General features: G+C 58.2%; 14 protein-coding genes. 10 read left to right on the forward strand and 4 right to left on the reverse strand.

Annotation, left to right across the window (positions count from 1 at the left end; genetic code table 11):
* The first annotated feature begins 5 nt into the window (after positions 1–5).
* Genes IGW03_RS21100 through IGW03_RS21125 form a run of 6 tightly spaced genes read left to right on the forward strand, consistent with a single transcriptional unit; the run spans position 6 to position 7,719 of the window.
* Positions 6–1,163 (forward strand): nucleotidyltransferase family protein, encoded by a 1,158-nt coding sequence (locus IGW03_RS21100; RefSeq protein WP_228535884.1) that lies wholly within the window; start codon positions 6–8, stop codon positions 1,161–1,163.
* 5 nt (positions 1,164–1,168) lie between these two features.
* Complete coding sequence (locus IGW03_RS21105) at positions 1,169–1,657, forward strand: ATP-binding protein (RefSeq protein ID WP_194724499.1); 489 nt, start codon at positions 1,169–1,171, stop codon at positions 1,655–1,657.
* A gap of 56 nt (positions 1,658–1,713) precedes the next feature.
* The gene (locus IGW03_RS21110) at positions 1,714–3,552 is read left to right on the forward strand and encodes a glycosyltransferase (RefSeq protein WP_194724500.1); all 1,839 of its coding nucleotides are present in this window, start codon (positions 1,714–1,716) and stop codon (positions 3,550–3,552) included.
* On the forward strand, positions 3,549–4,880 hold the full coding sequence (locus IGW03_RS21115; protein ID WP_194724501.1) for a DUF3131 domain-containing protein: 1,332 nt from the start codon (positions 3,549–3,551) through the stop codon (positions 4,878–4,880). The genes IGW03_RS21110 and IGW03_RS21115 overlap by 4 nt, the downstream gene beginning before the upstream one ends.
* Entirely contained in the window at positions 4,877–6,298 is a 1,422-nt protein-coding gene (locus IGW03_RS21120) for a DUF3131 domain-containing protein (protein ID WP_194724502.1), read from the forward strand. The genes IGW03_RS21115 and IGW03_RS21120 overlap by 4 nt, the downstream gene beginning before the upstream one ends.
* Positions 6,292–7,719 (forward strand): DUF3131 domain-containing protein, encoded by a 1,428-nt coding sequence (locus IGW03_RS21125; RefSeq protein WP_194724503.1) that lies wholly within the window; start codon positions 6,292–6,294, stop codon positions 7,717–7,719. Before IGW03_RS21120 ends, IGW03_RS21125 begins: the two co-directional genes overlap by 7 nt.
* 6 nt (positions 7,720–7,725) lie before the next feature.
* On the opposite strand, the gene IGW03_RS21130 is transcribed toward IGW03_RS21125, so the two are convergent.
* Both IGW03_RS21130 and opgC read right to left on the reverse strand, forming a co-directional pair.
* Complete coding sequence (locus tag IGW03_RS21130; protein ID WP_194724504.1) at positions 7,726–8,451, reverse strand: family 16 glycosylhydrolase; 726 nt, start codon at positions 8,449–8,451, stop codon at positions 7,726–7,728.
* Positions 8,452–8,652: 201 nt separating this feature from the next.
* Positions 8,653–9,882 (reverse strand): OpgC domain-containing protein, encoded by a 1,230-nt coding sequence (gene opgC / locus IGW03_RS21135; protein ID WP_194724505.1) that lies wholly within the window; start codon positions 9,880–9,882, stop codon positions 8,653–8,655.
* A gap of 469 nt (positions 9,883–10,351) precedes the next feature.
* On the opposite strand from opgC, the gene IGW03_RS21140 reads away from it, so the two are divergent.
* Positions 10,352–11,155 carry a DUF1206 domain-containing protein gene (locus IGW03_RS21140; protein WP_194724506.1) on the forward strand — a complete coding sequence of 268 codons (804 nt, stop codon included), beginning with the start codon at positions 10,352–10,354 and terminating at the stop codon, positions 11,153–11,155.
* Between the two features lie 548 nt (positions 11,156–11,703).
* On the opposite strand, the gene IGW03_RS21145 is transcribed toward IGW03_RS21140, so the two are convergent.
* On the reverse strand, positions 11,704–12,189 hold the full coding sequence (locus IGW03_RS21145; protein ID WP_194724507.1) for a hypothetical protein: 486 nt from the start codon (positions 12,187–12,189) through the stop codon (positions 11,704–11,706).
* Positions 12,190–13,032: 843 nt separating this feature from the next.
* On the opposite strand from IGW03_RS21145, the gene IGW03_RS21150 reads away from it, so the two are divergent.
* Positions 13,033–14,204, forward strand: a protein-coding gene (locus tag IGW03_RS21150) for an IS3 family transposase (RefSeq protein WP_438943667.1) whose coding sequence is annotated in 2 segments (ribosomal slippage) — positions 13,033–13,318 and positions 13,318–14,204 — 1,173 coding nt in all. Because the reading frame shifts where the segments join, the coding sequence is not laid out codon by codon here.
* Positions 14,205–14,504: 300 nt separating this feature from the next.
* Here the strand turns inward: IGW03_RS21150 and IGW03_RS21155 are convergent.
* On the reverse strand, positions 14,505–16,145 hold the full coding sequence (locus tag IGW03_RS21155) for a response regulator (RefSeq protein ID WP_194724509.1): 1,641 nt from the start codon (positions 16,143–16,145) through the stop codon (positions 14,505–14,507).
* A 256-nt stretch (positions 16,146–16,401) separates the two neighbouring features.
* Between IGW03_RS21155 and IGW03_RS21160 the strand changes: the two genes are divergently transcribed.
* Together IGW03_RS21160 and IGW03_RS21165 are read left to right on the forward strand one after the other, a co-directional pair.
* A complete protein-coding gene (locus IGW03_RS21160; RefSeq protein ID WP_194724510.1) occupies positions 16,402–23,250 on the forward strand; it encodes a HAMP domain-containing protein in 6,849 nt (2,282 codons plus the stop codon).
* The gene (locus tag IGW03_RS21165) at positions 23,247–24,086 is read left to right on the forward strand and encodes a CheR family methyltransferase (RefSeq protein WP_194724511.1); all 840 of its coding nucleotides are present in this window, start codon (positions 23,247–23,249) and stop codon (positions 24,084–24,086) included. Before IGW03_RS21160 ends, IGW03_RS21165 begins: the two co-directional genes overlap by 4 nt.
* Positions 24,087–24,577: the final 491 nt, after the last annotated feature.

Genomic DNA, 24,577 nt, shown 5'->3' on the forward strand with positions numbered 1-24,577 from the left:
AAGCAATGATATTGGCTGCGGGAAAGGGTACCCGCGTGCGTCCCCTGACCAATGTGATGCCCAAGCCGATGATCCCGCTGGTGCGCAAGCCGGTAATGGAATCCATCATTGAGCATCTCGCACAGCACGGCTTCGACCAGATCTTCATCAACACCAGCTACCTGTCCTCGGCCATCGAGAATTACTTCCGGGACGGCGAGAAACTGGGGGTGCAGATCGCCTATTCCTACGAGGGACATCTGGAGAACGGCCAGTTCATCGACCGCCCGCTCGGCTCGGCGGGCGGCATGCGCAAGATCCAGGATTTCTGCGGCTTCTTCGACAGTACCTTCGCCGTGCTGTGCGGCGATGCGCTGATCGACGTCGACCTCGGCGCGGTACTGGAATTCCACCGCAGCCGCGGCGCGGCCGCCACCATCGTCACCAAGACGGTGCCGCTGGAAGAGGTCAGCAAGTACGGCGTGGTGGTCGCCGACGAAGACGGCCGGGTGAAGAGCTTCCAGGAGAAACCCAAGGCGGAGCAGGCGCTGTCGACCAATGCCAATACCGGCATCTACATATTCGAGCCCTCGGTGTTCGAGCATATTCCGTCCGGACAGGAATACGACATCGGCGGCCAGCTGTTTCCTTCCCTGATCCAGAAAGGCATTCCCGTCTACTCGGTGGCGCAGCCTTTCCAATGGGTCGATATCGGTTCGGTGACCGACTTCTGGCATGCGACGCGCCTGGCGCTGAGCGGGCAGGTGCGCGGCTACCGGCTGCCCGGCGTCGAAATCTCGCCCGGCGTTCGCGTTGGCCTCGGCATTCGCGCAGACTGGTCGAAGGTACAGGTGAGCGGCCCGGTCTACATCGGCAGCGGCACCGCCATCGGCGACGGCGCCGTGATCGAAGGTCCCACTGTGATCGGTCCCAATTGCGTGATCGAAGCCGGCGCACAGGTCAGAGCGAGCATACTCGGGGACTATACCCGCGTGGCATCAGTGGCATCGCTGAACGAAAACATCGTGTTCGCCGGCAAGCTGATCGATCCCCGCGGCGAGACCGTAGACATTGAGGATGCCGATATCGGCTGGCTGCTCGATGATGCACGCAAGGATCTGATCGACGATCCGACCCATGACTTGCTGCGCGAAGCGATGCAGCAGGACCGGTCTGTGCAATGAAGGCGATGACGCGCAAGATCCAGTTCAACGTGCCCGCGCGGCTGGAAGAAGTGCGCGCCGTCGCGGAGACGCTGCGCGCCTTCATGTCCGAAGGAGTGCCGGCAGAGGCAAGGGATGCCATCGAACTCGGCATCGTGGAAGCGCTAACCAACGTGGTCAGGCATGGCTACGCTGGCATGCAGTCAGGTGCAATCGAGTTGCAGTTCGAGCAGTCGGCCGACGCCGCCATCCTGGAGCTGATCGACACCGGCATTCCGATTCCGGCGGAGAACCTGCAGCGTGACAGCGCGGCGGCGTTCGATTTCGATCCCGACGATGTTGCCGCGCTGCCCGAGCATGGAATGGGCTTGTCGCTGATCAGGCTGTCCTTCGATGCGGTGCAATACCAGTCCGCCGAAGGAATCAACCGCTTGACCATGGCCAAGCGCTTCGGAACAAGTTCGACGGCTGCCGGGTCCCAGCGTCAGGAGCCGCCGCTGGATAACAAGTCATAGACACCGCATAACGGACATAGACACATAGACGGAATCGGGAAAGGCAGGAATATCGATTGGCATTCTATTTCAGCAAATTCGAGCACCGCAGGCCGCCGTCGCCATTGCCGCATTCGCCGGCCATCGAGCTCCTCTGGCAGTTTCTGGTCGTCGTCGCCCTCATCCTCGGCGCCAATTACATCCGCTGGCGCTGGACCGAATCCCTGAACTATGATGCCTTATGGTTTGCCATCCCTCTGGTGCTGGCGGAGACGCTTGCCTATATCGGCCTGGTGCTGTTCGCCATCAACCTGTGGAAGGTGCACGACTATCCGCGCCGTCCTCCGCCACGCACCATCAGCGAATGTGCGGATACCCATGGCGACGAAGACCGGCCGATTTCCGCCGATATTTTCCTCACCACTTACAGCGAAGAGGAAGAACTGGTGCGGCTGTCGATCCGCGACGCCAAGGCAGTGCGCTATCCGCACCCGATCGATTTGCGAGTGCATGTACTCGACGACGGGCGCCGCCCGCTGATGCGCCAGGTGGCCGAGGAGGAAGGCGTCAATTACATCACCCGCTCCAGCAATATCGGCTTCAAGGCCGGCAACCTGCGCAATGCGATGGAGCATACCAGCGGCGACTTCATCATCATCTGCGATGCGGACACCCGCCTGTTCCCAAGCTTCCTCGAACATACGCTCGGCTATTTCCGCGACGTCGACGTCGCGTGGGTGCAGACGCCGCAGTGGTTCTACGACATTCCCGAGGGCGAAAGTCTGCCGCAGCACTGGGGCCGCAAGGCCGGCCGTTTCGGACGTTGGCTCGGGGCAGGAGTGCAGCGCCTGGTGGGGCCGGTGCGGGTGGGGGAAGACCCCTTCGTCAGCGATGCGCAAATGTTCTACGACGTGATCCAGCGCAGGCGCAATTGGGCCAATGCCGCGTTCTGCTGCGGCGCGGGATCGATCCACCGCCGCGAAGCGGTGATGCAGGCAGCGCTGCGCGCCTATGCGATGAAGGTCGACAAGGAAGTCGAGAAGTACGCCTCCGACATCAAGGACCCGGGGCTGCGCGCGGATTTCAGCGGCGCCATGCGTAACCAGGTCGCGCTGGAGACCGAGTTCACGCCGTACAAGTTTCACGTCTCCGAGGACATCTACACTTCCATCGTTCTGCACAATGACGTTGCCCGGCGCTGGAAGTCGGTGCTGCATCCCGAAGTGGAATCGAAAATGCTGTCGCCGCAGGACCTGCTGTCCTGGATGATCCAGCGCTTCAAATACGCAGGCGGCACGCTCGACATCTGCTTCCGCGACAATCCGCTGTTCCGGGGGAAGATGAGCTGGGCCCAGCGGACGATGTACCTGTCGACGTTCTGGTCCTACTTCGGCTGTATCTGGAACATCGTCTTCATCGCCGCGCCGATCATTTATCTATTCACCGGCATACCGCCGCTGTCGGCCTATTCCGACGCGTTCTATCTGCACTCGCTGCCCTTCCTGCTGGCCACGGAGCTGGCGTTCATGTTCGGCATGTGGGGCGTCAAATCCTGGGAAGGCAAGGCATCCTACCTGTCCTTCTTTTCGATCAACTTCCGTGCATTGTGGACGGTGCTCAAGGGGGAAAAGATCAAGTTTCCGGTGACGCCGAAGGAAAGGCAGGAGGGCAATTTCCTGCACCTCGTGATCCCGCAGATGGCAGTGATCGCGCTGACCGTGGCCGGCATCGTGTACGGCGCCTATCGGGTCTTCGGACTCGGGCAATCGCATGAGCTGCAAAGCCTGGTCGTCAATGCCGCCTGGGGCCTGAACAATATTCTGGTCATGCTGCCGATGATCAGGGCGGCACAATGGACGCCGCCGGAAGAGGACATTGCCGATGCGGCTGCAACCGAGTCAGGGAAGATCGCATGAACAAGGAAAATCTTTTGCGCGCACGCAGCAATATCGTGTTCATTCTTGCGCTGGCGGTGGGTTTCGCGCTTGTGATGTGGATTGAAAGGCACAGCGCGGCGCCTGCGGGCTCGAGCACGGCGGCGACCATTGCCTACAGCCGCGACCTGCCGCCTTTGGCCGAACCGAGAGCGCTGAGCGAACAGGAGCGCGAATGGGCGCGCATCGCCTGGACATACTTCGAAAACAATACCGATCCGAAAACCGGCCTCGTGAACTCGGTCGACAAGTATCAGGCCGCCACCATGTGGGACACCGGCTCGACTCTGCTGGCGCTGCTGGCTGCACGCCGCCTTGAGCTGCTGCCTGAAAAGGAGTTCGATGCGCGGATGAAAAGCATGCTTGCTTCACTGGGAGCCATGCCGTTGTACGACGACCTGCTGCCCAACAAGTCCTACAGCACTGCGACGCTGGAGATGGTGGACTATACGGGCAAGCCCGCGGCGCAAGGTATCGGCTGGTCGGCGATCGATATCGGCCGAATCCTGGTGCCGCTGAACATCGTGGCCTGGAACCATCCGAGGCACACCGAGGCGGCCCGCCGTGTCATTGCGCGCTGGCAGCTGGCGCGCATGACGCGCGACGGCGTGCTGGTCGGCATGCATGGAAACGGAAACGGCAAGCTGGAGCTGCTTCAGGAAGGCCGTCTCGGCTATGAGCAGTATGCGGCCAAGGCTGCCGCACTGCTCGGCACGGACGCCGTCGAAGCGCTCGATTACAAGGCCCAGCTCCGCTTCGCGGACGTCTACGGCATCAAGGTGCCGCATGACCGTCGCGACGCGCAGACTTCCGGCGGCCACAATTACGTGGTCAGCGAGCCCTATCTGCTCGACGGCCTGGAATTCGGAGGCGACCGCATCTCGCGTGAATTCGCGTGGCGCGTCTACCGCGCCCAGGAGCAGCGCTTCCGCGAGACCGGCAAGCTGACCGCGGTCACCGAGGATCACGTCGACCAGGCGCCTTACTTCGTCTACAACACCGTCTACAGCAATGGCAAGGCATGGAATGCGCTGACCGAGAAGGGCGAGGATGCGAGCCGCTTGCGCAGCCTGAGCGTCAAGGCGGCGTTCGGCTGGCACGCGCTTTACCGCAGCGACTACACCGGCAAGCTGGTACAGGAAGTCGGCAGCCTGTTCGATCCCGTGCGCGGCTGGTATGCGGGCAAATATGAGGAAGGCGGCGCAATCAACAAGGCGGTCACGGCCAATACCAATGCCGTGGTGCTGGAAAGCCTGGCCTACATCGCAGGCGGCAGGCTGCTGGGCCATGCGCAGGGAGAAAAGCCATGAAGCGATCGGGACTGACTGTGCTGGCTGCCGGCCTGCTGCTCGGCGCCCAGGGACCGGCCCTGGCTGCCGGCTGCATCACCGGCGAGCTTCCTGCGGCACGCTATGGCCAGCGCAGCGGCCCGCTCAACGATGCGGAAATGAACATGGCCCGCGTCGCCTGGAAATATTTCGAGAACAACCTGCAACCGGAATCGGGCCTGGTGAACGCGGTCGACGGCTATCCGTCGACCACCATGTGGGATACCGCCTCCTACCTGGCGGCCATCGTCGCCGCACAGGAACTGGGCGTCATCGAGCGCGGGAAAGCAGCCGAGCGGCTCTCGGCGGTGATCGCCACCTTCAACCGCATGGCTTTCTTCCGGGATGAGCTGCCGAACAAGGTCTATCACACCAAGACCGTCGAGAAATCCGACTACGCCAACAAGCCCGGCGAGATCGGCTATTCGGCGATCGACCTCGGCCGTCTGCTGATCTGGCTGAAGATCGTCAAGGAGCGCTATCCGGAATTCGCCGATCCAATCGACCGCTTCGTGCTGCGCTGGAATTTCGATCGCATCGTTGACCGCGGCGGCACGCTTTACGGCGCGCGCCTGAATGAGAAGAGGCAGGTCGAGTATGTGCAGGAAGGCCGTCTCGGCTATGAAGAGTACGCGGCCAAGGGTTTCGAGCTGTGGGGAATTTCCACCGAGATGGCTGCGAAGCCCGAACCGTACGAGTTCGTGAACACGCACTGCGTGGACGTGCCCTTCGACTCGCGCGACCCGCGCAAGACTTATCAGCACAATTATGTCGTGTCCGAAAGTTATGTGCTCGACGGAATGGAGTTCAATTGGGACTTGCCGCTCGACCGCGATACCAACGACAGGCGCCATAGCCATCAATGGATGCGCGACTTCGCAAACCGTGTTTATCAGGCGCAGGAAAACCGGCATCGCGATACCGGTATCGTTACGGCGCGTTCCGAGCATCAGCTCGATCAGGAACCTTATTTTGTCTACGATACCGTTTACACGGACGGCTTTACCTGGAACACGATCACCGACACCGGCAAGCATGTGCCGCATTTTGCGGCGATTTCGCTCAAGGCCGCGCTAGGCATGTGGGTCATGTGGAAGTCGGACTATACCGATCTGCTGTTCAATACCATCGCCAAGACCTACGATCCGGCCAAGGGTTATTACGAAGGCATACTCGAGAACGGCAAGGGATCGATCAAGACCTTCACCGCCAACAACAACGGCATCATGCTCGAAGCCCTCCTGTACAAGGCGCGCGGCAAGCTTCTCAAATGGGGCGAGCGCAGGAACGGCCTGTGGGAAAAAAGCTTCGGCGACGCCTACGGCGACAAGGCGCGCACGCGTTTCAATCTGCGCCGCAACGAAGCCGCTTCCTGCAGCGGCGGGGCAGGACAATGCTGAGGCGGCGCGTATTGGGTGCCGGCGTTGCGCTGGCCGCAAGCATGCTGCTGACGAATTGCGGCGTCGTCTCAAGCCAGGTGGCCAAGGCGAAGGACGCGGCGCTGCATCAGGGCAACGTCGGCCGCTACGGCAGGCTCACGCCCCAGGAACTGCAATGGGCGAAGGTGGCATGGCGCTACTTCGAGAACAATACCAATCCCGACAACGGACTTGTCAATTCCTTCGACCGCTATCCGACGTTCTCGATGTGGCATGCCGCCGATTACATGGCTGCGCTGGCCGCCGCGCACGACTTCGGCCTGGTCGACACGCGGGAATTCGACTCCCGCATGTCGCGCCTGCTGAAGTTCCTCAACACCATGGACCTGTCGGAAGGCAGCCTGCCCAGCAAGCTCTACAATTCAATGACCGGAAAGATGGTCAGCTATGCCAACCAGCCCGGCGACATCGGATGGTCGGCGATCGAAGTCGGCCGGCTGCTGACCTGGATGAAGATCATCGGCGGCAGATATCCGCAGTACCAGGAGTATTTCGACAAGGCGGTGCTGCGCTGGAATTTCTGCCAGGTGATCGACAACTGCGGCGCCATGTTCGGCATCTCGCGCGAGAATAACCAGCGCAGCCGTTACCGCGAGGGCAGGCTCGGTTACGAGCAGGTTGGGGCTGCCGGCTTCGCCGCCTGGGGTTTCGATGCGTCGCGCATCTGGGACGAGCCGCAGATCGAGAGCGTCACGATTCATGGCGTGCGCGTTCCCTATGATGCCCGCGATCCTCGCAGTACCGGGGCGCCGAACAGCGCGCTGACCATGCCCTATGTGCTGATGGGTATGGAACTGGGCTGGCGCTACCCTGGCCGCATCCCGGGCGCTGCGGCAACCTCCGGCTCGCCCGACTATCGCGCGATGGCCGAGCGTGTCTACCAGGCCCAGGAAGCACGCTTCCGCAAGGAAGGCGTGCTGACCGCGCGCAGCGATTATCAGATGCGCGAGCCGCCTTATGCGGTGACGGACGGCGTGTTCGTCTCGGGCTATCCCTGGAATACGGTGGGCGCGGACGGCAAGGAGTATGAAAAGCTGGCGCTGGTGTCGACGCGCGCCGCATTCGGCATGTGGGTGCTATGGCCGGGTGAATATACCGACCGCCTGATGCAGGCGACGCAGGCGCTGCATCAGGCGGAGCGCGGCTGGTTCGAAGGCCGGCTTGAACAGAGCGGAGCGGCGCTGGAGACGGTGTCGCTGACGACCAATGCGATGGTGCTGGAGACGCTGCTGTTCAAGGTCAGGGGCCGGCTGATGCCGGAAGAAACGAAGAGCGGCTACTTTGCCCGCAAGCTCGATGATCCGTTCGCCCGCCCCAATCAATGCCTGCCCTCGGAGCGGCCGATGTGCATGCCTGCCGCTACGCCTGTGCCGGCGCGCTGAACGGCTTCACTTGCCGATCCAGACCGAGCTGTATTCGGCCTTGCCGCTCGTGCCGTCGTAATAACCGGGAAAGTAAAGCGCGCTGTCGAGATTGTCGCCGTACCAGGCGTTCATCATCAGCTTCATGGGCACGGCAGGGCTGATTGGTTCGCGACGTACCTCGATCCACTGCCCGGCATCGTTCATGACGTTCCAGACGACCGCATCCGGCTGCCATGTGAAACCGTACTTGCGGCTGCGCTGATAGGGGTCGATTCCAAGCGTTGCCAGATCGATATCGCGCGGATACTGCACGCCGGCGATCCAGACATTGGTATGCAGCAGCGAGGTTCCGCCTATGAACTCGATGTCGATTTCATGATGCGAGCGGGTGCGCGCCACCCCGTCATACAGGAAGAAGGAACTGATCGTGCCTCGGACATTGGCCGGCTTCATGTCGACCACGTAGCTGCCGTACTGCCAGTACTGCCTGGTACGCACCTCCGCGCATTTGCCGGAACTGCCGGAAAAGCTCAGGCGCAGCACACCCTTGTTCTTGGAAACATCCTGGTCGGAAAAGGTGCAGCCGAATGGATGGCCGTTGACCCAGGTCGCAATATCCCATGCGTTGCCAAGGCCGCCCTTGCTGCTGAAATCGTCATAGAACACTTGTGTGGACTGCGCCTGCACGCCGGCTCCCCCACTCAGGCCAAGCAAGCATGCCAAGGCCGCAAATTTTTTTTTGACGGTCATTCCGTTTCTCTTGCTTCTGTCGATGCTGGCCGAATACCAGTACAACCGGGCGCCGAGTCTGCGAAACCGGCCTGGACGCAGCCGCACTATTACCAAAGGGAAACAATAGCATGGGCAGGGATGGCAAGAGAAAAGAATCCGGAAAGACTTGCAAGAATGACAGCGGATTGTAGCTGCTTCTCCACAATGGATGCCGCAAGATCAGCGCGGAATCCAGCGGAACAGGAAACGGGCTTTGACCATGGCCCAGCACGTCAGCAGCATGCCGGCATGGATTGCGGTATTGACCCAGACATCATTCATGGCTGGCAGCGGGGTATTCGAAATGAGCAGGATCAGATAGATATGCATGAAAAACACATACATCGATTCCTGTCCGAGTGGAATAAAGAGCCAGCCCAGCCAGCGTTCGACCGGTCTCCAGGTCACGGTCAGCAATGCGAATAGGCTGATCAGCAGCACCAGGTTATTCAGCAGCCTGCCGGGACCCAGATTGTATTTGAGGAAGAAGCCGCGGTACCACTGCATGAAAGTATCCGGCGCAATGAAGGAGGCGACTGCCCAGTCCGGCAGGCTGGGAAGCGGATGATTCAGCGAAAAGGCTGCGAACAGGATGGACATGAGGATGCATAGCGCAAGCGCCACTCGTCCGGCGGCGGTGCGGAAGAACTGCACGATGGCGTGCTTATGGTAGCCGGCCACGATGCCATGCACGAAGATCAGCTGCCATGCCAGCAGCGGGAATGCATATTCGAACTGCGCCCCGGTGATGCGCAGTTCGGCGGTGCCTGACTCCGATTCCAGTGCAAGGTAATTGATCAGATAAACGGCCCAGCTAAGGACGAGCAATGAACCGGTCCGGCCACGATGGATGGCGGCGAAGATCAGCGGAGTAAGCAGGAAAAGCACCACGTACAGGCCAACGACCTGGAACTGGTCCGGGACCGCTTTGAGGAGCAGCACCTCGAAAAACGTCAGCACACCGTTTTCCACCGGGGGATAAAGCTCGTAGCGCTGGCCGCTGGCGGGGTCGGTAAAGCCCGTAAGAGCAGAGGTATCAAGTCCCGGGGCCAGACGCAGCAGGGCGATCGATCCTGCAACAATCACAGCCAGCTTGTAGAGTGTCCATGCGCGCCGAAAAAGCTTGATGCTGCAAGGACCGAGGCCTTCGCTCTTGAGCTTCTTGCCGTAGACCGCGCCGGTAACCACTCCGGCCAGGATGATGAAGGTTTCCGCAGACGACACCACGCCGATGCGCTCCCAAGCGACCAGGGCGAACCACGACTGGTAGCGGAAATGGGTGGTGAACAGCAATACGAAGACGAGGCCGCGCATGAAGTCGATGCGCAGATCGCGCGTGCCACCCGTGTCGGCATACCGCCAGGGATGGTGGGCGAAGCGGAGTGGCAAGGCGGCGGCGTTTGCACTCAAATGATTTCCCCGATTTATTTTTCGACTCTAGCGGCGGCCAGCGCAGAATTCATGATCAACACAATGCCTGCTGTATATTGCTCTTGTATTCATGAGCTGTTTTGGACAAGACCCGCTTCAGGGAAAATAATTCCTGGCCAGTCAAACCATCAGCAGCGCACACAAGCACGCAGAGCACCTTGCCTGTGCCCGCAGGGAAGCGCACCGGAGGCAGCAGGGTCCGGACTTCTGCTCATCCCTGCAGGGCTGGTGCAAGATACAAGGACGGGTGAGCGGCAAAGGCAGTCTGCATTTCCATGCCGCATCCAGGGCGTGCATGGATCATGGCGCACGTGAACGGTTTCTTTCCGCTCGAGTCTATCGTTATATTTCTAACAATTTCCATATTAATGGTTCTTAAGGCAAGGGATCACATCGGCCATGGCCGTTCGTCGGACAGCGGCGGCGGGTGCATTGATGGAGCTTGAACATGAATAAGGTCGAACTTGATCAGCAGCTGAAGAGATGGGCGCGGCTGGGTTACAGCGCCAGAGGCGTAATTTACCTGGTGATCGGCGGCCTTGCGCTGCTGGCTGCCCTGGGCGAGCGAGGAGGCAAGACTACCGATTCGAAAGGAGCCGTTCTTAAACTCCTCGAGCAGCCTTTTGGGAGCGTATTGATTTTCCTCCTCATTGTCGGCCTGCTTGGTTATTCCACCTGGCGTCTGATCCAATGTTTCAAGGATCCCGACGGACATGGATCGACAGGCAAAGGTCTCGCTGTACGTTTCGGTTTGCTTGTCAGCGCTGTCACGCATCTCTTGTTGGCCGCCTGGGCCGCCAAGCTATTGATGGGCAACGGAGACGGTTCTTCACATAGCGCAGGAAGCAGTTTCCTGACGACGGACCTGGGTCAGATCGCCCTCGGCATTGCCGGAATCGGCGTGATCGCAACGGGCTTTGCGCACATCTATAAAGGCGTTACCGCCCGCTTTGAGAGATACATGACTATTCCTGCCGACAAGCGGAATTGGGCAAGACCCGTTTGCCAGTTCGGATTGATCGCCCGAGGCGTGGTGTGGCTGATCATCGGATGGTTGTTCATAAAGGGAGCGTGGTTGGCCAAAGGTGGTGAAATAGAAGGAACCGCCGAGGCACTGCAAGTGCTTCGCGAGCAGTCCTATGGCCCGTGGTTACTGGGTATCGTCGCGGCCGGGCTATTCGCCTTCGGCGTCTATTGTCTTATGGAAGCAGCGTATCGCCGGATAAATACTTCGATCGCAGGCTCTCGGTAAGAACAGTGGATGGAAGGCCCGCAAGGGAACAGATTGGCGCTTTCGTTCCTGCTGATGCAGTTCACAACGTTGGCGTGAACAAGTGTGCTTGCCTGCGTGCGGCGAATGCCGTCAAGGCAACTTCATCAATCCTGATTATTAGCAGATACCTGATTCAGGCTGGCGGCAGATATTTTACGATCCCACTGGCTTCGAATTGGATCTCTTCCTTGCCTTTTCACCGAAGGCTCTCGAACCGATCAGTTCGGCGTGCTCAGATGTTGCCGGGCCAGCCGCTGAGGGAAGAGAGCAGGGCAGTGTTCGGTGGCATATCCGAAGCTTTTTCTTTTTCAGCAGGCAGCATTTGATGCGGCGTATGGCCACATCGTTGCCGCGAGGCGGTGCGATGGGAACACGACGAGCAGCATCCCAAGAACATTTACGGACGCCGAAGGTCTCATCACTATGAAAAACGGAAGACTCCTCATCTGGATTGCCATCATTCTCTTGCTGGCTGCCTTGATCTTCAGCTATTGGTGATTTCGGCATATCGGAAACGGCCGATCCGATTACCTCAAATTCCAGACTCTCGGCGGCATGGCGACTATTTCCGAAGCACCCGGATAATTCGGCGGCACGTTGAACGCGCTGATACGCACATCAAGACGACCTTCGGAAAGTCTTCTTGTGTCGAAATCCAGCCAGGCCAATTCTCCATCCGGAGATACATTAAATACGCCAAGCTTCGGAGTATAGCCGCTGGCAGGCAGCAATTCGACGTTGACCATGCCCCTGCCTCGTACCTCAAGCCGGACAATGCCGCTGACGAACGCGCCGGGCGGCGGTGCCATCGTCACCCGCGCCGCAAACGGTAGGCCATGCCTGTAACCATGCCGGTTAAAGGATTCATCGTCCTGACGATCCCGATAGCGGCCATGCTTGTCCGGTCCGCTATAGTCGGCGTAGCCGCCGTGGGCGAGGGTTGGAACGGCGGTTAACAGCACTACAGAACCTGTAATCAATCCCGCTGCGATGGTAAGAGTTTTTTTCATCATGTTGACATCCATGTTTGCGGCTGCCATTAAACATCGGGAGGGCAAATCGCACCAACGCAAATCGGTAATGGTCGTCACAAAATGTTTCAGCACGACCGGCGGTCATGCAGGTTTCACATGTGCAGTTTTCTGCAAGAATGCTCTGGACAGCGGCACCAAGCTATTGGCCTGCAGGTTAAGTACCTACTGGTACTGTATTAAATCCGGAGATCGAGATTAATTCCGCAGCCTGACGTGAGAAAGGCTGACAGTGCGGCGATTTCCGGCAAAGGCGCCTTGTTCGAACGAGCTTCGCAGCAGGACATGAGCCAACATACCGGGGTCATCCAAGCTCGGATGGCCCGCAGCAGTCGTAGCCAGCAACATCGCGTTCGAGGGCGGCCTTGTGTGTTTTTTCCGCCGCCTGTGGCGTGACTTCCCCGTGTACATGAACTTCATAAGCTTGATGCCACCAGCAGAAGGCAAAGGCACAGCACACCCGCGTCCAATGTCGACGGATGGCGCGATAAGCTCCCACCTTGAAGTCAGCCCAACTCATCCTTCACCTGCTTGTAACTCTGCTCGATCCAACCACGCAATCCGTAGAAGCGCACGACATCCACAGGGGCGCCTGCTTCTGGGACAGAGTTTTGGTGAGATACCAGGTGTTCCGATCTGGTAGAGTGCGGCGGTCAGTAGTCGCGCAGATGGCACGTTACCAGCATAGCCCTCAATCATCCCATTTCAACACGTTACCCGTATGAGCGCCGGAGTGGTCGGCCACATACCAGTCGGAAGAAAAAGTGAGGTAGCCTGACATCCGTGGACACTCCCGTTTGATAAACTGAGTCAAAGGGAGAAAGCATGACGAGAACAAATCTGAGGACTTATACGCCTGAGTTTCGCGGGGAGGCGGTGAAGTTGGTATTGGAACAAGGGCTGTCGCTAGAAGAGGCGGCGCAGCGCCTGTCCATCCCCAAAGGAACGCTGTCGAACTGGGTCATGGCAGCCAAGCGCGGAACAACAGCGGCAGCGGCGCCGGGCAGTCGAAGCGTGGCCGATCTGGAAGCAGAGGTTGCCCGATTACGCAAGGAACTGGCCACGGAGCGCATGGAGAAGGAAGTGTTAAAAAAGGCCACCGCGTACTTTGCCAGGGAGTCGCTGCCCGGTACGCGCAATTGAATAAGATGCGGCTCGACTATCCGGTGGCGTTGCTGTGTCGAGTTTTTGAGGTGTCGCGTAGCGGCTTTTATGCCTGGCTGACACACAAGCCATCACCACGCCAGCAAGGCGACGAACGGTTGAAAGTAGCAATCAAGGCAGTACACCGGCAGAGCCGCGAAACCTATGGCGTACGGCGAATGCAGCCGGAACTCAAGGCACAAGGGTTTGTTGCCGGCCGTGATCGCATCGCCCGACTGCGGCGGGAACTGGGTATGCGCTGCAAGCAAAAACGCAAATTCAAGGCCACGACCGATTCGCGGCATGACTTCCCAATTGCACCGAACTTGCTTGAGCAGACTTTTAACCCGACACGTCCAAATGAAGTGTACGTCACCGATATCACTTACATCTCCACTGGCGAAGGCTGGCTTTACCTGGCCGGGGTCAAGGACGTGTTCACCTGCGAGATTGTGGGTTATGCCATGGGAGATCGAATGACGCAGGCGCTGACCGCCCAGGCGTTATGGCGAGCAGTCGCAAACAAGCGGCCGCCTGCAGGTGTGATCCATCATTCCGATCGCGGCGCCCAATATTGTGCTCATGACTACCGCAAGCTGGTTGAGCAGTTCGGCATGTACGCCTCGATGTCGCGCAAGGGAAACTGCTTTGACAACGCGCCGATGGAAAGCTTCTGGGGCAGCCTGAAAAACGAAATGGTCCATCACCAGCGTTACGAGACGCGTGCTCATGGCGAGGCAGCCATCAAAGAATATATCGAAATCTTTTACAACCGCCAGCGGCGTCATTCACGCCTTGGCTACCAACCGCCGGCAGTGTTTGCTGAAGCCTTCATACACTTGCAGGCCGCCTGAGACGTGAGTGTCCATCATTGACAGTACACCTCAAAAGCCCGCCGGAGATGACACGCGTCGCGCACCATGTTGATCACTTGGGTGTACACCTGCATCGTCGATAGGTCTGCATTCCCAAGCCCCCCTGCACGCTCTGGATGTCATAGCCGGCCCGATGAAGTGGGTTGCACAGTTACACCTGAAGCCGACGTGCAGCTCAATGCCCGCTTAGTCAGTTTCGCAGCCAATCCCGCCGGCTTCACTGCGCGTTGATCTCTTCCTGTAAATCAATTGCCTCCCGAAGCAGAGCGCCAGTTTGCCTTACTCAACGCGCCTGGCGCCTGCATGAATGGAGCAACTCCCCAAATGTGTATTGATAACTTCTGTCAGGCGTTCAATCGGAACAGGCTTTACAAGATGGAGATCAAAGCCTGCTTCGCGTGCTCGGATGCTGGCATCCTCCGAACCGTAGCCTGTCACGGCAATCATCTTCATATGAGAAGTGCGTGCATCCGCCCGCAGCCGTTGAGCGACTTCATAGCCGTCAATGCCCGGAAGGCCGATATCAATAAGTGCAATGGAGGGGACTTCAGCAAACGCCGTCTGTATGCCGGAAATACCATCCGAGGCGGTGACGACCTGATGTCCAAGCGATGTTAGTAAGACGGTAGTAATCTCCCGGCTGTCGTCATTGTCATCGATCAACAAGATGCGGCACGCGGCCGGTGTGACATGTATCGCCGGCGTCTCGCTGATGACAGCCGAGGCAGCAATTCTGGGAAGACGAACGACAAAGACACTGCCTTTGTCCTTGCTGTTGCTATCGGCAGTCACTGTTCCGCCATGAAGGGTCACCAGCTGGCGTACCAGTGCCAGTCCGATGCCCAAGCCGCCTTGCGGTCGGTCGAGCGACTGCTCGCCCTGCACGAATATATTGAAAATCTGCGACAACAACTCGGCAGACATGCCGATCCCGGTATCACGTACTGAAAGAATGACTTCATCAGCTTCCTGCTTCACTTCGACCGCGATATGGCCGCCCGCTGGTGTGTACTTCAATGCGTTGTCCAGCAGATTCGTGACGATCTGCTCCATCCTCGATGGATCAGCATCAACCGGGCCTGGCTCCACTTGCACATTTAGCACATGCTGGTGTGTGCGACCCGAAGCCGCAAGGGTTTCCACGCAGGTTTGAACTAAATGCGACAGGTCGACCGGACGCTTGGATAGAACAATCTTTCCCGCCATGACCCGGCCTAAATCGAGCAGGTCCTCGACAATTCGCGTCAGCTGGCCAGTTTGACGCTGAATGATCTTCAGCGCATTACTGCTCTGTTGTGGGCTAATTCCATCAAAACCGAGTAGTGTTGCGGCCGTGCTGACTGCTGCCAGCGGATTGCGAATCTCATGGCCGAGCATGGCCAGGAATTCCTCCGCGGACTTTGTTTTTTCCTCCGCGATCTTGCGCTTTCCGATTTCCGCTTCAAGGCGGCTATTGATCGCCGTGAGCTCCTGCGCGCGCTGGTCCAGAACTTCTGCCTGATGCTTCAGCTTCAGCTTCTGCCGAGCCAAGGCGACAAAGACAGAAAGTTTTGCTTTGAGGACTTGGGGAATGATTGGGGTGAACAAATAATCTGCGGCACCTTGCTCATAGCCCTTGAGCCGGTTCATTTCATCGGCGAGATAGGCCGTTACAAAGATGATCGGGGTTGATGCGGACGCCTTGCGAGAATGGATGGCTTCCGCCGTTTCGAAACCATTCATATCCGGCATGTTCACGTCTAGCAGAATGACTGCAAAATCATTCTTCAGAACCTGGCGCAGCGCTTCCTCACCGGAACGGGCCGACAGGACTTCAAAAGACAGTTCATCCGTCCATTGAGTAAGCAATCCGACGAGGCCGATCAGGCTGCCTGGGTCGTCATTGACGACGAGGATCTTGGGAAGGCTTGCGTTGAACACGATAGGTTTCGCTAAGTGAGCTAGAAAGTCCCAGGCAGTAGCATAATTGACGCAATGCCAACGCGAAGGCAGGTTATTCTAAAGTCGGACTGATATATCGCCTGTGTTGCAAGCGAGAAAAGCTCTGCATTCTAATCCAGGCCAAGCATCTACGTCACTCTCTACCTTTCGAAGCACAAGTCACATCGTAGTACTTGCAGCGGTGAATGACAGCGCCCAGAATATCGCAACCCAATTCTAATCGGCAAATCCAAACATGAACACCATTACCGATCTGCAACAAAGCCTGGATTCCCGCCAATTGCTGGCAGCTTTGATGGCATTAAAAAAAGGCGATTTTTCCGTCCGAATGCCTTCCGATTTGACCGGCCTTGACGGAAAGATTGCCGATACGCTCAATGAAATCATGGAGAACAGCGATGCCATGGCCAATGGTATCGTCAACGTCAGTCGCGTGGTAGGCCGGGACGGACGCCTGTCACAGCGCTGTCCTGGGTCGTCAACCGGCGGACGCTGGGCCACCATTGTCAATTCAGTCAACACGCTGATTGACGACTTGGTGCGGCCGACCACCGAAATGGCGCGCGTCATTGGCGCAGTGGCAAAGGGTGACCTGTCGCAGACGATGATGCTCGATGTCGATGGACGGCCACTCAAGGGACAGTTCCTGCGGTCGGCAACAACGGCCAACACCATGGTGGCGCAGCTGTCGTCGTTTGCATCGGAGGTGACGCGGGTAGCACGAGAGGTGGGAACCGAGGGCAAGCTCGGCGGCCAGGCGAACGTGCCGGGCGTAGCCGGCACCTGGAAGGACTTGACCGACTCGGTGAACTCGATGGCGGGCAACCTGACATCGCAGGTGCGTAACATTGCTGACGTGACCACGGCGGTGGCCAACGGCGACTTGTCGAGAAAGATTACCGTGGACGTGCGCGGCGAAATTCTGCAGCTCAAAGACACGATCAACACCATGGTGGACCAGCTGCGTTCCTTCGCTTCCGAAGTGACGCGGGTAGCACGGGAAGTGGGTACCGAAGGCAAGTTGGGCGGCCAAGCTTATGTGCCGGGGGTAGGTGGCACTTGGAAAGACTTGACCGATAACGTGAACTTCATGGCATCGAACTTGACCGGCCAGGTACGAAACATCGCAGAAGTGACCACCGCGGTGGCCAATGGCGACCTTTCGAAAAAGATCACGGTGGACGTCAAGGGCGAGATTCTGGAGCTCAAAGACACGATCAACGTGATGGTGGACCAGCTGTCTTCGTTCGCGTCCGAAGTGACACGGGTGGCGCGGGAAGTCGGTACCGAGGGCAAGCTCGGTGGCCAGGCCGAGGTGTCTGGCGTGGCAGGCACCTGGAAGGACTTGACTGATTCGGTCAACTCAATGGCGGGTAACCTTACCGGACAGGTGCGAAACATCGCGGAAGTGACCACCGCGGTGGCGAACGGTGACTTGTCCAAGAAGATCACCGCCGATGCGAAAGGCGAGATCCTGCAGCTCAAAAACACGATCAACGTGATGGTGGACCAGCTGTCGTCATTTGCGTCCGAGGTAACACGTGTGGCGCGAGAGGTGGGGACCGAGGGCAAGCTCGGCGGTCAGGCGCTGGTCAAAGGCGTGGGCGGCACCTGGAAGGACTTGACCGACAACGTGAACTTCATGGCATCGAATCTGACCGATCAGGTACGAAACATTGCAGAAGTGACCACGGCAGTGGCCAATGGCAATCTTTCGAAAAAGATCACGGTGGACGTCAAGGGCGAGATTCTGGAGCTCAAAGACACGATCAACGTGATGGTGGACCAGCTGTCTTCGTTCGCCTCCGAAGTGACGCGGGTGGCGCGAGAAGTCGGTACCGAAGGCAAGCTCGGCGGTCAGGCAGAAGTCTCGGGCGTGGCGGGCACGTGGAAAGACTTGACCGACTCGGTGAACTGGATGGCATCGAACCTGACGGGCCAGGTACGAAACATTGCGGAAGTGACCACGGCGGTGGCGAACGGCGACTTGTCCAAGAAGATTACCGCCGATGCAAAGGGCGAGATCCTGCAGCTCAAAAACACCATCAACGTCATGGTGGACCAGCTGTCCTCGTTTGCATCAGAGGTGACGCGGGTGGCGCGAGAGGTGGGGACCGAGGGCAAGCTCGGCGGCCAGGCGGAGGTGCAGGGTGTCGCAGGTACGTGGAAGGACTTGACCGACTCAGTCAACTCGATGGCGTCGAACCTGACCGGCCAGGTTCGAAATATTGCTGAAGTGACAACAGCGGTGGCCAACGGCGACTTGTCGAAAAAGATTACCGCCGATGCGAAAGGCGAGATTTTGCAGCTCAAGGATACGATCAACGTGATGGTGGACCAGCTGTCCTCGTTTGCATCGGAGGTGACGCGGGTGGCGCGGGAAGTCGGTACCGAAGGCAAGCTCGGCGGCCAGGCGGAAGTGAAGGGCGTGGGCGGCACCTGGAAAGACTTGACCGACTCGGTGAACTCGATGGCGGGCAACCTGACGTCGCAGGTGCGTAACATCGCCGACGTGACGACCGCAGTCGCCAATGGCGACTTGTCGAAAAAGATTACGGTGGACGTACGCGGCGAAATCCTGCAGCTCAAAGACACGATCAACACCATGGTGGACCAGCTGCGTTCCTTCGCTTCCGAAGTGACGCGGGTGGCGCGAGAGGTCGGTACACAGGGCGAGCTGGGAGGTCAGGCGAACGTGCCGGGCGTGGCAGGTACATGGAAGGACTTGACCGACTCGGTAAACTCGATGGCGGGTAACTTGACTGGCCAGGTGCGAAACATTGCAGAGGTGACGACGGCAGTCGCAAACGGCGACTTGTCCAAGAAAATTACCGCCGATGCAAAGGGCGAGATTCTGCAGCTCAAAAACACCATCAACGTGATGGTGGACCAGTTGTCCTCGTTTGCATCAGAGGTGACACGGGTAGCGCGTGAGGTGGGTACCGAAGGAAAGCTCGGCGGACAGGCGCAGGTGAAGGGCGTTGCCGGCACCTGGAAGGATTTGACGGACAACGTGAACTTCATGGCGTCAAACTTGACTGGGCAAGTGCGTAACATCGCGGAAGTGACGACAGCCGTTGCGAACGGCGACTTGTCGAAGAAAATTACTGCGGACGTCAAGGGCGAGATCCTGGCGCTAAAAGATACGATCAACGTGATGGTGGACCAGCTCTCCTCCTTCGCCTCCGAAGTGACGCGGGTAGCACGAGAGGTGGGAACCGAAGGCAAGCTGGGCGGACAGGCGAACGTGCCCGGCGTCGCAGGTACATGGAAGGACTTGACAGACTCCGTGAACTCGATGGCGGGCAACCTGACGTCGCAGGTGCGCAATATCGCCGACGTGACCACCGCGGTGGCGAACGGCGACTTGTCGAAAAAAATTACGGTGGACGTGCGTGGCGAGATCTTGCAGCTCAAGGACACCATCAACACGATGGTGGACCAGCTGCGCTCCTTCGCCTCCGAAGTGACGCGGGTAGCGCGGGAAGTCGGTACGGAAGGCCGCCTCGGCGGCCAGGCGAACGTTCCCGGCGCATCGGGCACATGGAAGGACTTGACCGACAACGTGAACTTCATGGCGTCGAACCTCACAGGCCAGGTGCGAAACATCGCTGAGGTGACCACGGCGGTGGCGCGCGGCGACTTGTCCAAGAAGATCACGGTGGACGTCAAGGGCGAAATTCTCGAACTGAAGAACACCATCAACACGATGGTGGACCAGTTGTCCTCGTTTGCGTCCGAGGTGACGCGGGTGGCACGCGAAGTGGGTACCGAAGGAAAGCTGGGCGGACAGGCGCAGGTCGAGGGTGTAGGCGGGACGTGGAAAGACTTGACCGAGAACGTCAACTTCATGGCGGCCAACCTGACCGAACAGGTGCGGGGTATCGCCGGCGTGGTGACCGCGGTGGCGAACGGCGACCTGAAGAAGAAACTCACCGTGGCGGCGCAAGGCGAGATCGCATCGCTGGCCAATACGATCAACGAAATGACCGACACGTTGGCAGTGTTCGCCGACCAAGTGACGACCGTGGCACGTGAAGTGGGCGTAGAGGGCAAGCTGGGCGGTCAGGCTTCGGTGCCGGGTGCTTCCGGTACCTGGAAAGCGTTGACAGAAAACGTGAACCAGTTGGCGGCGAACCTGAGTACGCAGGTACGGTCGATTGCGGAGGTGGCAACCGCGGTGACGGCGGGTGACTTGTCGCGTTCCATTCAGGTGGAAGCCAGCGGCGAGGTGTCCGACTTGAAGGACAACATCAACGAGATGATCCGCAATCTGAAGGAAACCACGCAGAAAAATGCTGAGCAGGACTGGCTGAAAACCAACCTGGCGCGCTTCACCCGCCTGCTGCAGGGTCAGCGCGACCTTGAAGAGGTCGGCAAATTGATCCTGTCTGAGTTGGCACCGCTGGTGGCCGCCCATCATGGCGTGTTCTACATGATGGATTCGCAGAACCAGACGTCACGCCTCAACATGATCGCCAGCTATGGCTATCGCTCCCACAAGAAGCTGCCGCAATCCTTCGGTCCCGGCGAAGGCCTGGTCGGACAGTGCGCGGTCGAGAAAACCCGTGTCTGGCTGACTAACGTGCCGCGCGACTACATTTTCGTTTCTTCCGGTCTGGGAGCGGCGCCGCCAACCAATATTGTCGTGCTGCCGATCCTGTTTGAACAGGAAGTCAAGGCGGTGATTGAAATTGCTTCACTCGACCGCTTCACGCCAACGCATATCGATTTCCTCGACCAGCTGATGGAAACGATCGGCGTGGTGTTGAACACCATCGAGACCAACAGCCGTACCGAATCGCTGCTGACGCAGTCGCAGCGCCTCGCGCAGGAATTGCAACAGACCAACCAGGAACTCGCGGAGAAGGCGCGTCTTTTGTCGGAGCGAAACAGCGAAGTGGAAAGGAAAAACCAGGAGGTGGAGCAGGCAAAGTATGCGTTGGAAGAAAAAGCGACCCAGCTTGCGCTGTCTTCGAAATACAAATCCGAGTTCCTGGCCAACATGTCGCACGAACTGCGCACGCCATTGAACAGCTTGCTGCTGCTGGCCCAGCAGCTAGGCGACAATCCCAGCGGTAACCTGTCGGCCAACCAGGTCGAATACGCAAAAACCATCTATGGTTCGGGCAGCGACCTGCTGACCCTGATTAATGACATTCTCGACCTGTCGAAGATCGAATCGGGTACCGTGACATTGGAAGTCAGTGAGTATCGCTTCTCGGTGCTCACCAGCTATCTGGACCGTACCTTCCGCCACATGGCCGAAGCCAAGAATATTAGCTTCGAGATCGGACTGGGCGATTCGCTGCCGGAGGCGATGGTCATCGATACGACGCGCCTGCAGCAAATCCTGAAGAACCTGTTGTCCAATGCGTTCAAATTCACACCGCATGGAAAGGTGGCGTTGCAGATCAGCGTTGCCGCTACCGGCTGGAATACCGACCATCCCAACCTGCGCAATGCCGACGCGGTACTGGCCTTCTCGGTCACGGATACCGGTGTCGGTATCGCCGCGGACAAGCTGCAGCTGATCTTTGAGGCGTTCCAGCAGGCCGACGGCAGTACCGCCCGCAAATATGGCGGAACCGGTCTTGGCTTGTCGATCAGTCGCGAACTCGCGCGCCTGCTCGGTGGAGAAATCCGGGTAACCAGCACCGTCGGCGTGGGCAGTACATTTACGCTATACCTGCCATATAACAAGGAAGGTTTTGTCAATTACAGCGCCGTAACGCAGACCGTGCTGCCGGCAATCTCCTCGTCGTCACCGTCTCCGGCCGCAACCGCGGGTGCTGAGCATAAATCCGGGCCATTAGTGGCAAGTGCCCCTGCACCCGTGACGAGGACTGCTGTTACGGTTGTCGTCGATCACGAAACCGGCACGGACGATCGCAACTTGATCGCTTCCGGGGATCCGGCCATCCTGATCGTTGAAGACGATGAGGCTTTCTCAAAGATTCTGCTGAACCAGGCGCGGGAAAAGAATTTCAAGGGCATTGTGACTGCCAACGGGGACTCAGCGCTCACACTAGCGCGCGACTACCTGCCAGCGGCGATCTTCCTGGATATCGATCTGCCGGGAATCGACGGCTTCACGGTCCTGGATCGCCTCAAGCGCGATCCCAGCACGCGTCATATTCCGGTACATATTCTGTCGAGTACCTACGAAAGGGAACGAGGATTGCGCCAAGGCGCGATATCCTACCTGACCAAGCCCATCACCGCCGAGCGTCTTGAAGAGGAATTCGTACGCATCCAGCATTACCTCAATCGCGGCAAGCGCAATTTGCTTGTCGTCGAGGACAACAAGATGCAGCGCGAGCAGATCCTGTCGCTGGTGGATGACTCGGACGTGGCGATTACCGCAGTGGAAAACGGCCAACAGGCGCTGGATGCGCTGAAGTCGAATCACTTTGATTGCATGATTCTTGACCTGACATTGCCGGACTTTGACGGTTTTGAACTGCTAGACCGCTTGAGCAAGGATGTGCGTTTGCGCGATCTACCTGTCGTGGTCTATACGGCGAAGGAGCTCAACCGCCAGGAAATCACGCGGCTATCATCCGTGGCGAAAACCATTGTCATCAAGGATGTACGTTCCCCGGAACGCCTGGTCCATGAAACCGCCTTGTTCCTGCATCGATCGCCGTCAAGCCTGCCGGAAGCACAACGTCGCATGCTTGAAGAAGTGGATATGGCTGGCAGCGGTCTGGCAGGGCGCAAGGTGCTGGTCGTCGACGACGATTTGCGCAATATCTTTGCGTTGACCACGGTGCTCGAGCGGCATGACATGGTAGTGGCCTTTGCGGAGAACGGCAGGGACGGCATCGAGCTCCTCGAAAAGGATCCGTCCATCGAGATTGTGCTGATGGACATCATGATGCCAGAGATGGACGGCTACGACACCATGCGTGCCATTCGTCAGAATGAGCGATTCAAGTCGCTGCCAATCATTACATTGACAGCAAAGGCGATGAAGGGCGACCGCGATAAGTGTCTGGCAGCAGGGGCATCGGATTACATCACGAAGCCGGTGGATGTACCGCAATTGCTGTCGCTGATGCGCGTATGGCTGTTCCGATGAATGACATTACGAACGAGGAGCAGCGCCGGGAAAATCTGGAAATTGATCTGCTTCTGGAGGGCCTGTTTCAGCTTTACGAAACAGACTTCCGGGGGTACGAGCGCCGGTCGCTGCGGAATAGAATGTTCGGCTACATGGCAAGCCTTGGATTGAAGACCGTGTCGTCGTTGCTCGCGCTGATCTTGCACGACAAGGCTGCCGCTGATGCGTTGTGCCGTGCGCTCGTCGTGCACGACTGCTCGCCACTATTCGACGACGCAGTGGAATTTAGGGTACTGCGCAGCTTGATCGATTCATCGCTGAGCAGTTTTGCCGCGCCGAAAGTTTGGCTGGCAGAGTGCCTTTGCGTGGAAGAAATCTTTGCCTTTGCCATTTTGCTGATGGAAGCCGGTCTGTATGACCGCACGCTGATATTTGCCACGTGCTCGAATGACCTGCTGTTGCAGGAAATCCGGCGAGGAGCGTTTCCGCTGGAGCGGCTGGCTTCCTATGAAGAGAGTTACCGGCGCGCCGGCGGCATGCGGTCGCTCGGTGATTACATCTGCGAGCGTGACGGACAGGCCGTTTTTTCAGAAGCGCTGCGTTCGCGGATTATCTGGGCACAGTACCATCTGGGAACGGACAGTTCGTTCAACGAATTTCAACTGATCTCCTGCCGCAAGAGTTTTTCCGATTTCAACCCGATGTTGCGCAAGCGTATCCTGAATCTGTTCAACGATAGCCTGTCCCACTTTGGCATACTCAATGTGCCAGTGGCGAACGATACCGAAACTTATCCCTTGTTGGCGAAGTACCGGGCGTCAGACTGCCATGGAATCTACCGCCGGATGATCTGAAAAATGAGCGCTTATCAAGGGACTGGCTCAAATCGGCCGCTTCCTTGACTGTCATGCGGACACGCTTTCCCATGCTGCTGATATCGAACGGCGGAGTTCAATTATGCGCTGAGCGGCAATTTTGCATTCCCATGCGCGTCGACTCAGCAAGGACCCGTTGTCGTGGACCATTCTCTACGATAAGGACGGAAAACAGCGGTTCAACACACCACATATGAAATGGACTTTGTTGTCCATTTATGAGGTACTTTGTTGTCCGCTGATTGCTGACTATTATCGGGAACCAGCGACCGCTGATCTCCTTGGTTTTCAACAATTTTATTTAACATAATGCGAATTCTGACATAATTGAATGTAGGTCCCATGTAGGTCCCAAATAGAGATGTCCGGTTTCCCCCAAATAGAAATGTCGCGTTTGCTATTTGGAAATATGGCGATCCGGAAGTTCATGAATGCTATGGAAATCTCTTTGATGGGAGGCTTCCATGGCC

Origin of the sequence: Noviherbaspirillum malthae (genome assembly GCF_015352985.1) — a bacterium.
GTDB lineage: Bacteria > Pseudomonadota > Gammaproteobacteria > Burkholderiales > Burkholderiaceae_D > Noviherbaspirillum > Noviherbaspirillum malthae.

Excerpts from the sequence above, each read along its gene's own strand:
- IGW03_RS21100 (WP_228535884.1), top strand. The coding sequence starts at position 6 with ATGATATTGGCTGCGGGAAAGGGTACCCGCGTGCGTCCCCTGACCAAT.
- IGW03_RS21105 (WP_194724499.1), top strand. The coding sequence starts at position 1,169 with ATGACGCGCAAGATCCAGTTCAACGTGCCCGCGCGGCTGGAAGAAGTG.
- IGW03_RS21115 (WP_194724501.1), top strand. The coding sequence starts at position 3,549 with ATGAACAAGGAAAATCTTTTGCGCGCACGCAGCAATATCGTGTTCATT.
- IGW03_RS21120 (WP_194724502.1), top strand. The coding sequence starts at position 4,877 with ATGAAGCGATCGGGACTGACTGTGCTGGCTGCCGGCCTGCTGCTCGGC.
- IGW03_RS21125 (WP_194724503.1), top strand. The coding sequence starts at position 6,292 with ATGCTGAGGCGGCGCGTATTGGGTGCCGGCGTTGCGCTGGCCGCAAGC.
- IGW03_RS21130 (WP_194724504.1), bottom strand. The coding sequence starts at position 8,451 with ATGACCGTCAAAAAAAAATTTGCGGCCTTGGCATGCTTGCTTGGCCTG.
- IGW03_RS21140 (WP_194724506.1), top strand. The coding sequence starts at position 10,352 with ATGAATAAGGTCGAACTTGATCAGCAGCTGAAGAGATGGGCGCGGCTG.
- IGW03_RS21145 (WP_194724507.1), bottom strand. The coding sequence starts at position 12,189 with ATGATGAAAAAAACTCTTACCATCGCAGCGGGATTGATTACAGGTTCT.
- IGW03_RS21160 (WP_194724510.1), top strand. The coding sequence starts at position 16,402 with ATGAACACCATTACCGATCTGCAACAAAGCCTGGATTCCCGCCAATTG.
- IGW03_RS21165 (WP_194724511.1), top strand. The coding sequence starts at position 23,247 with ATGAATGACATTACGAACGAGGAGCAGCGCCGGGAAAATCTGGAAATT.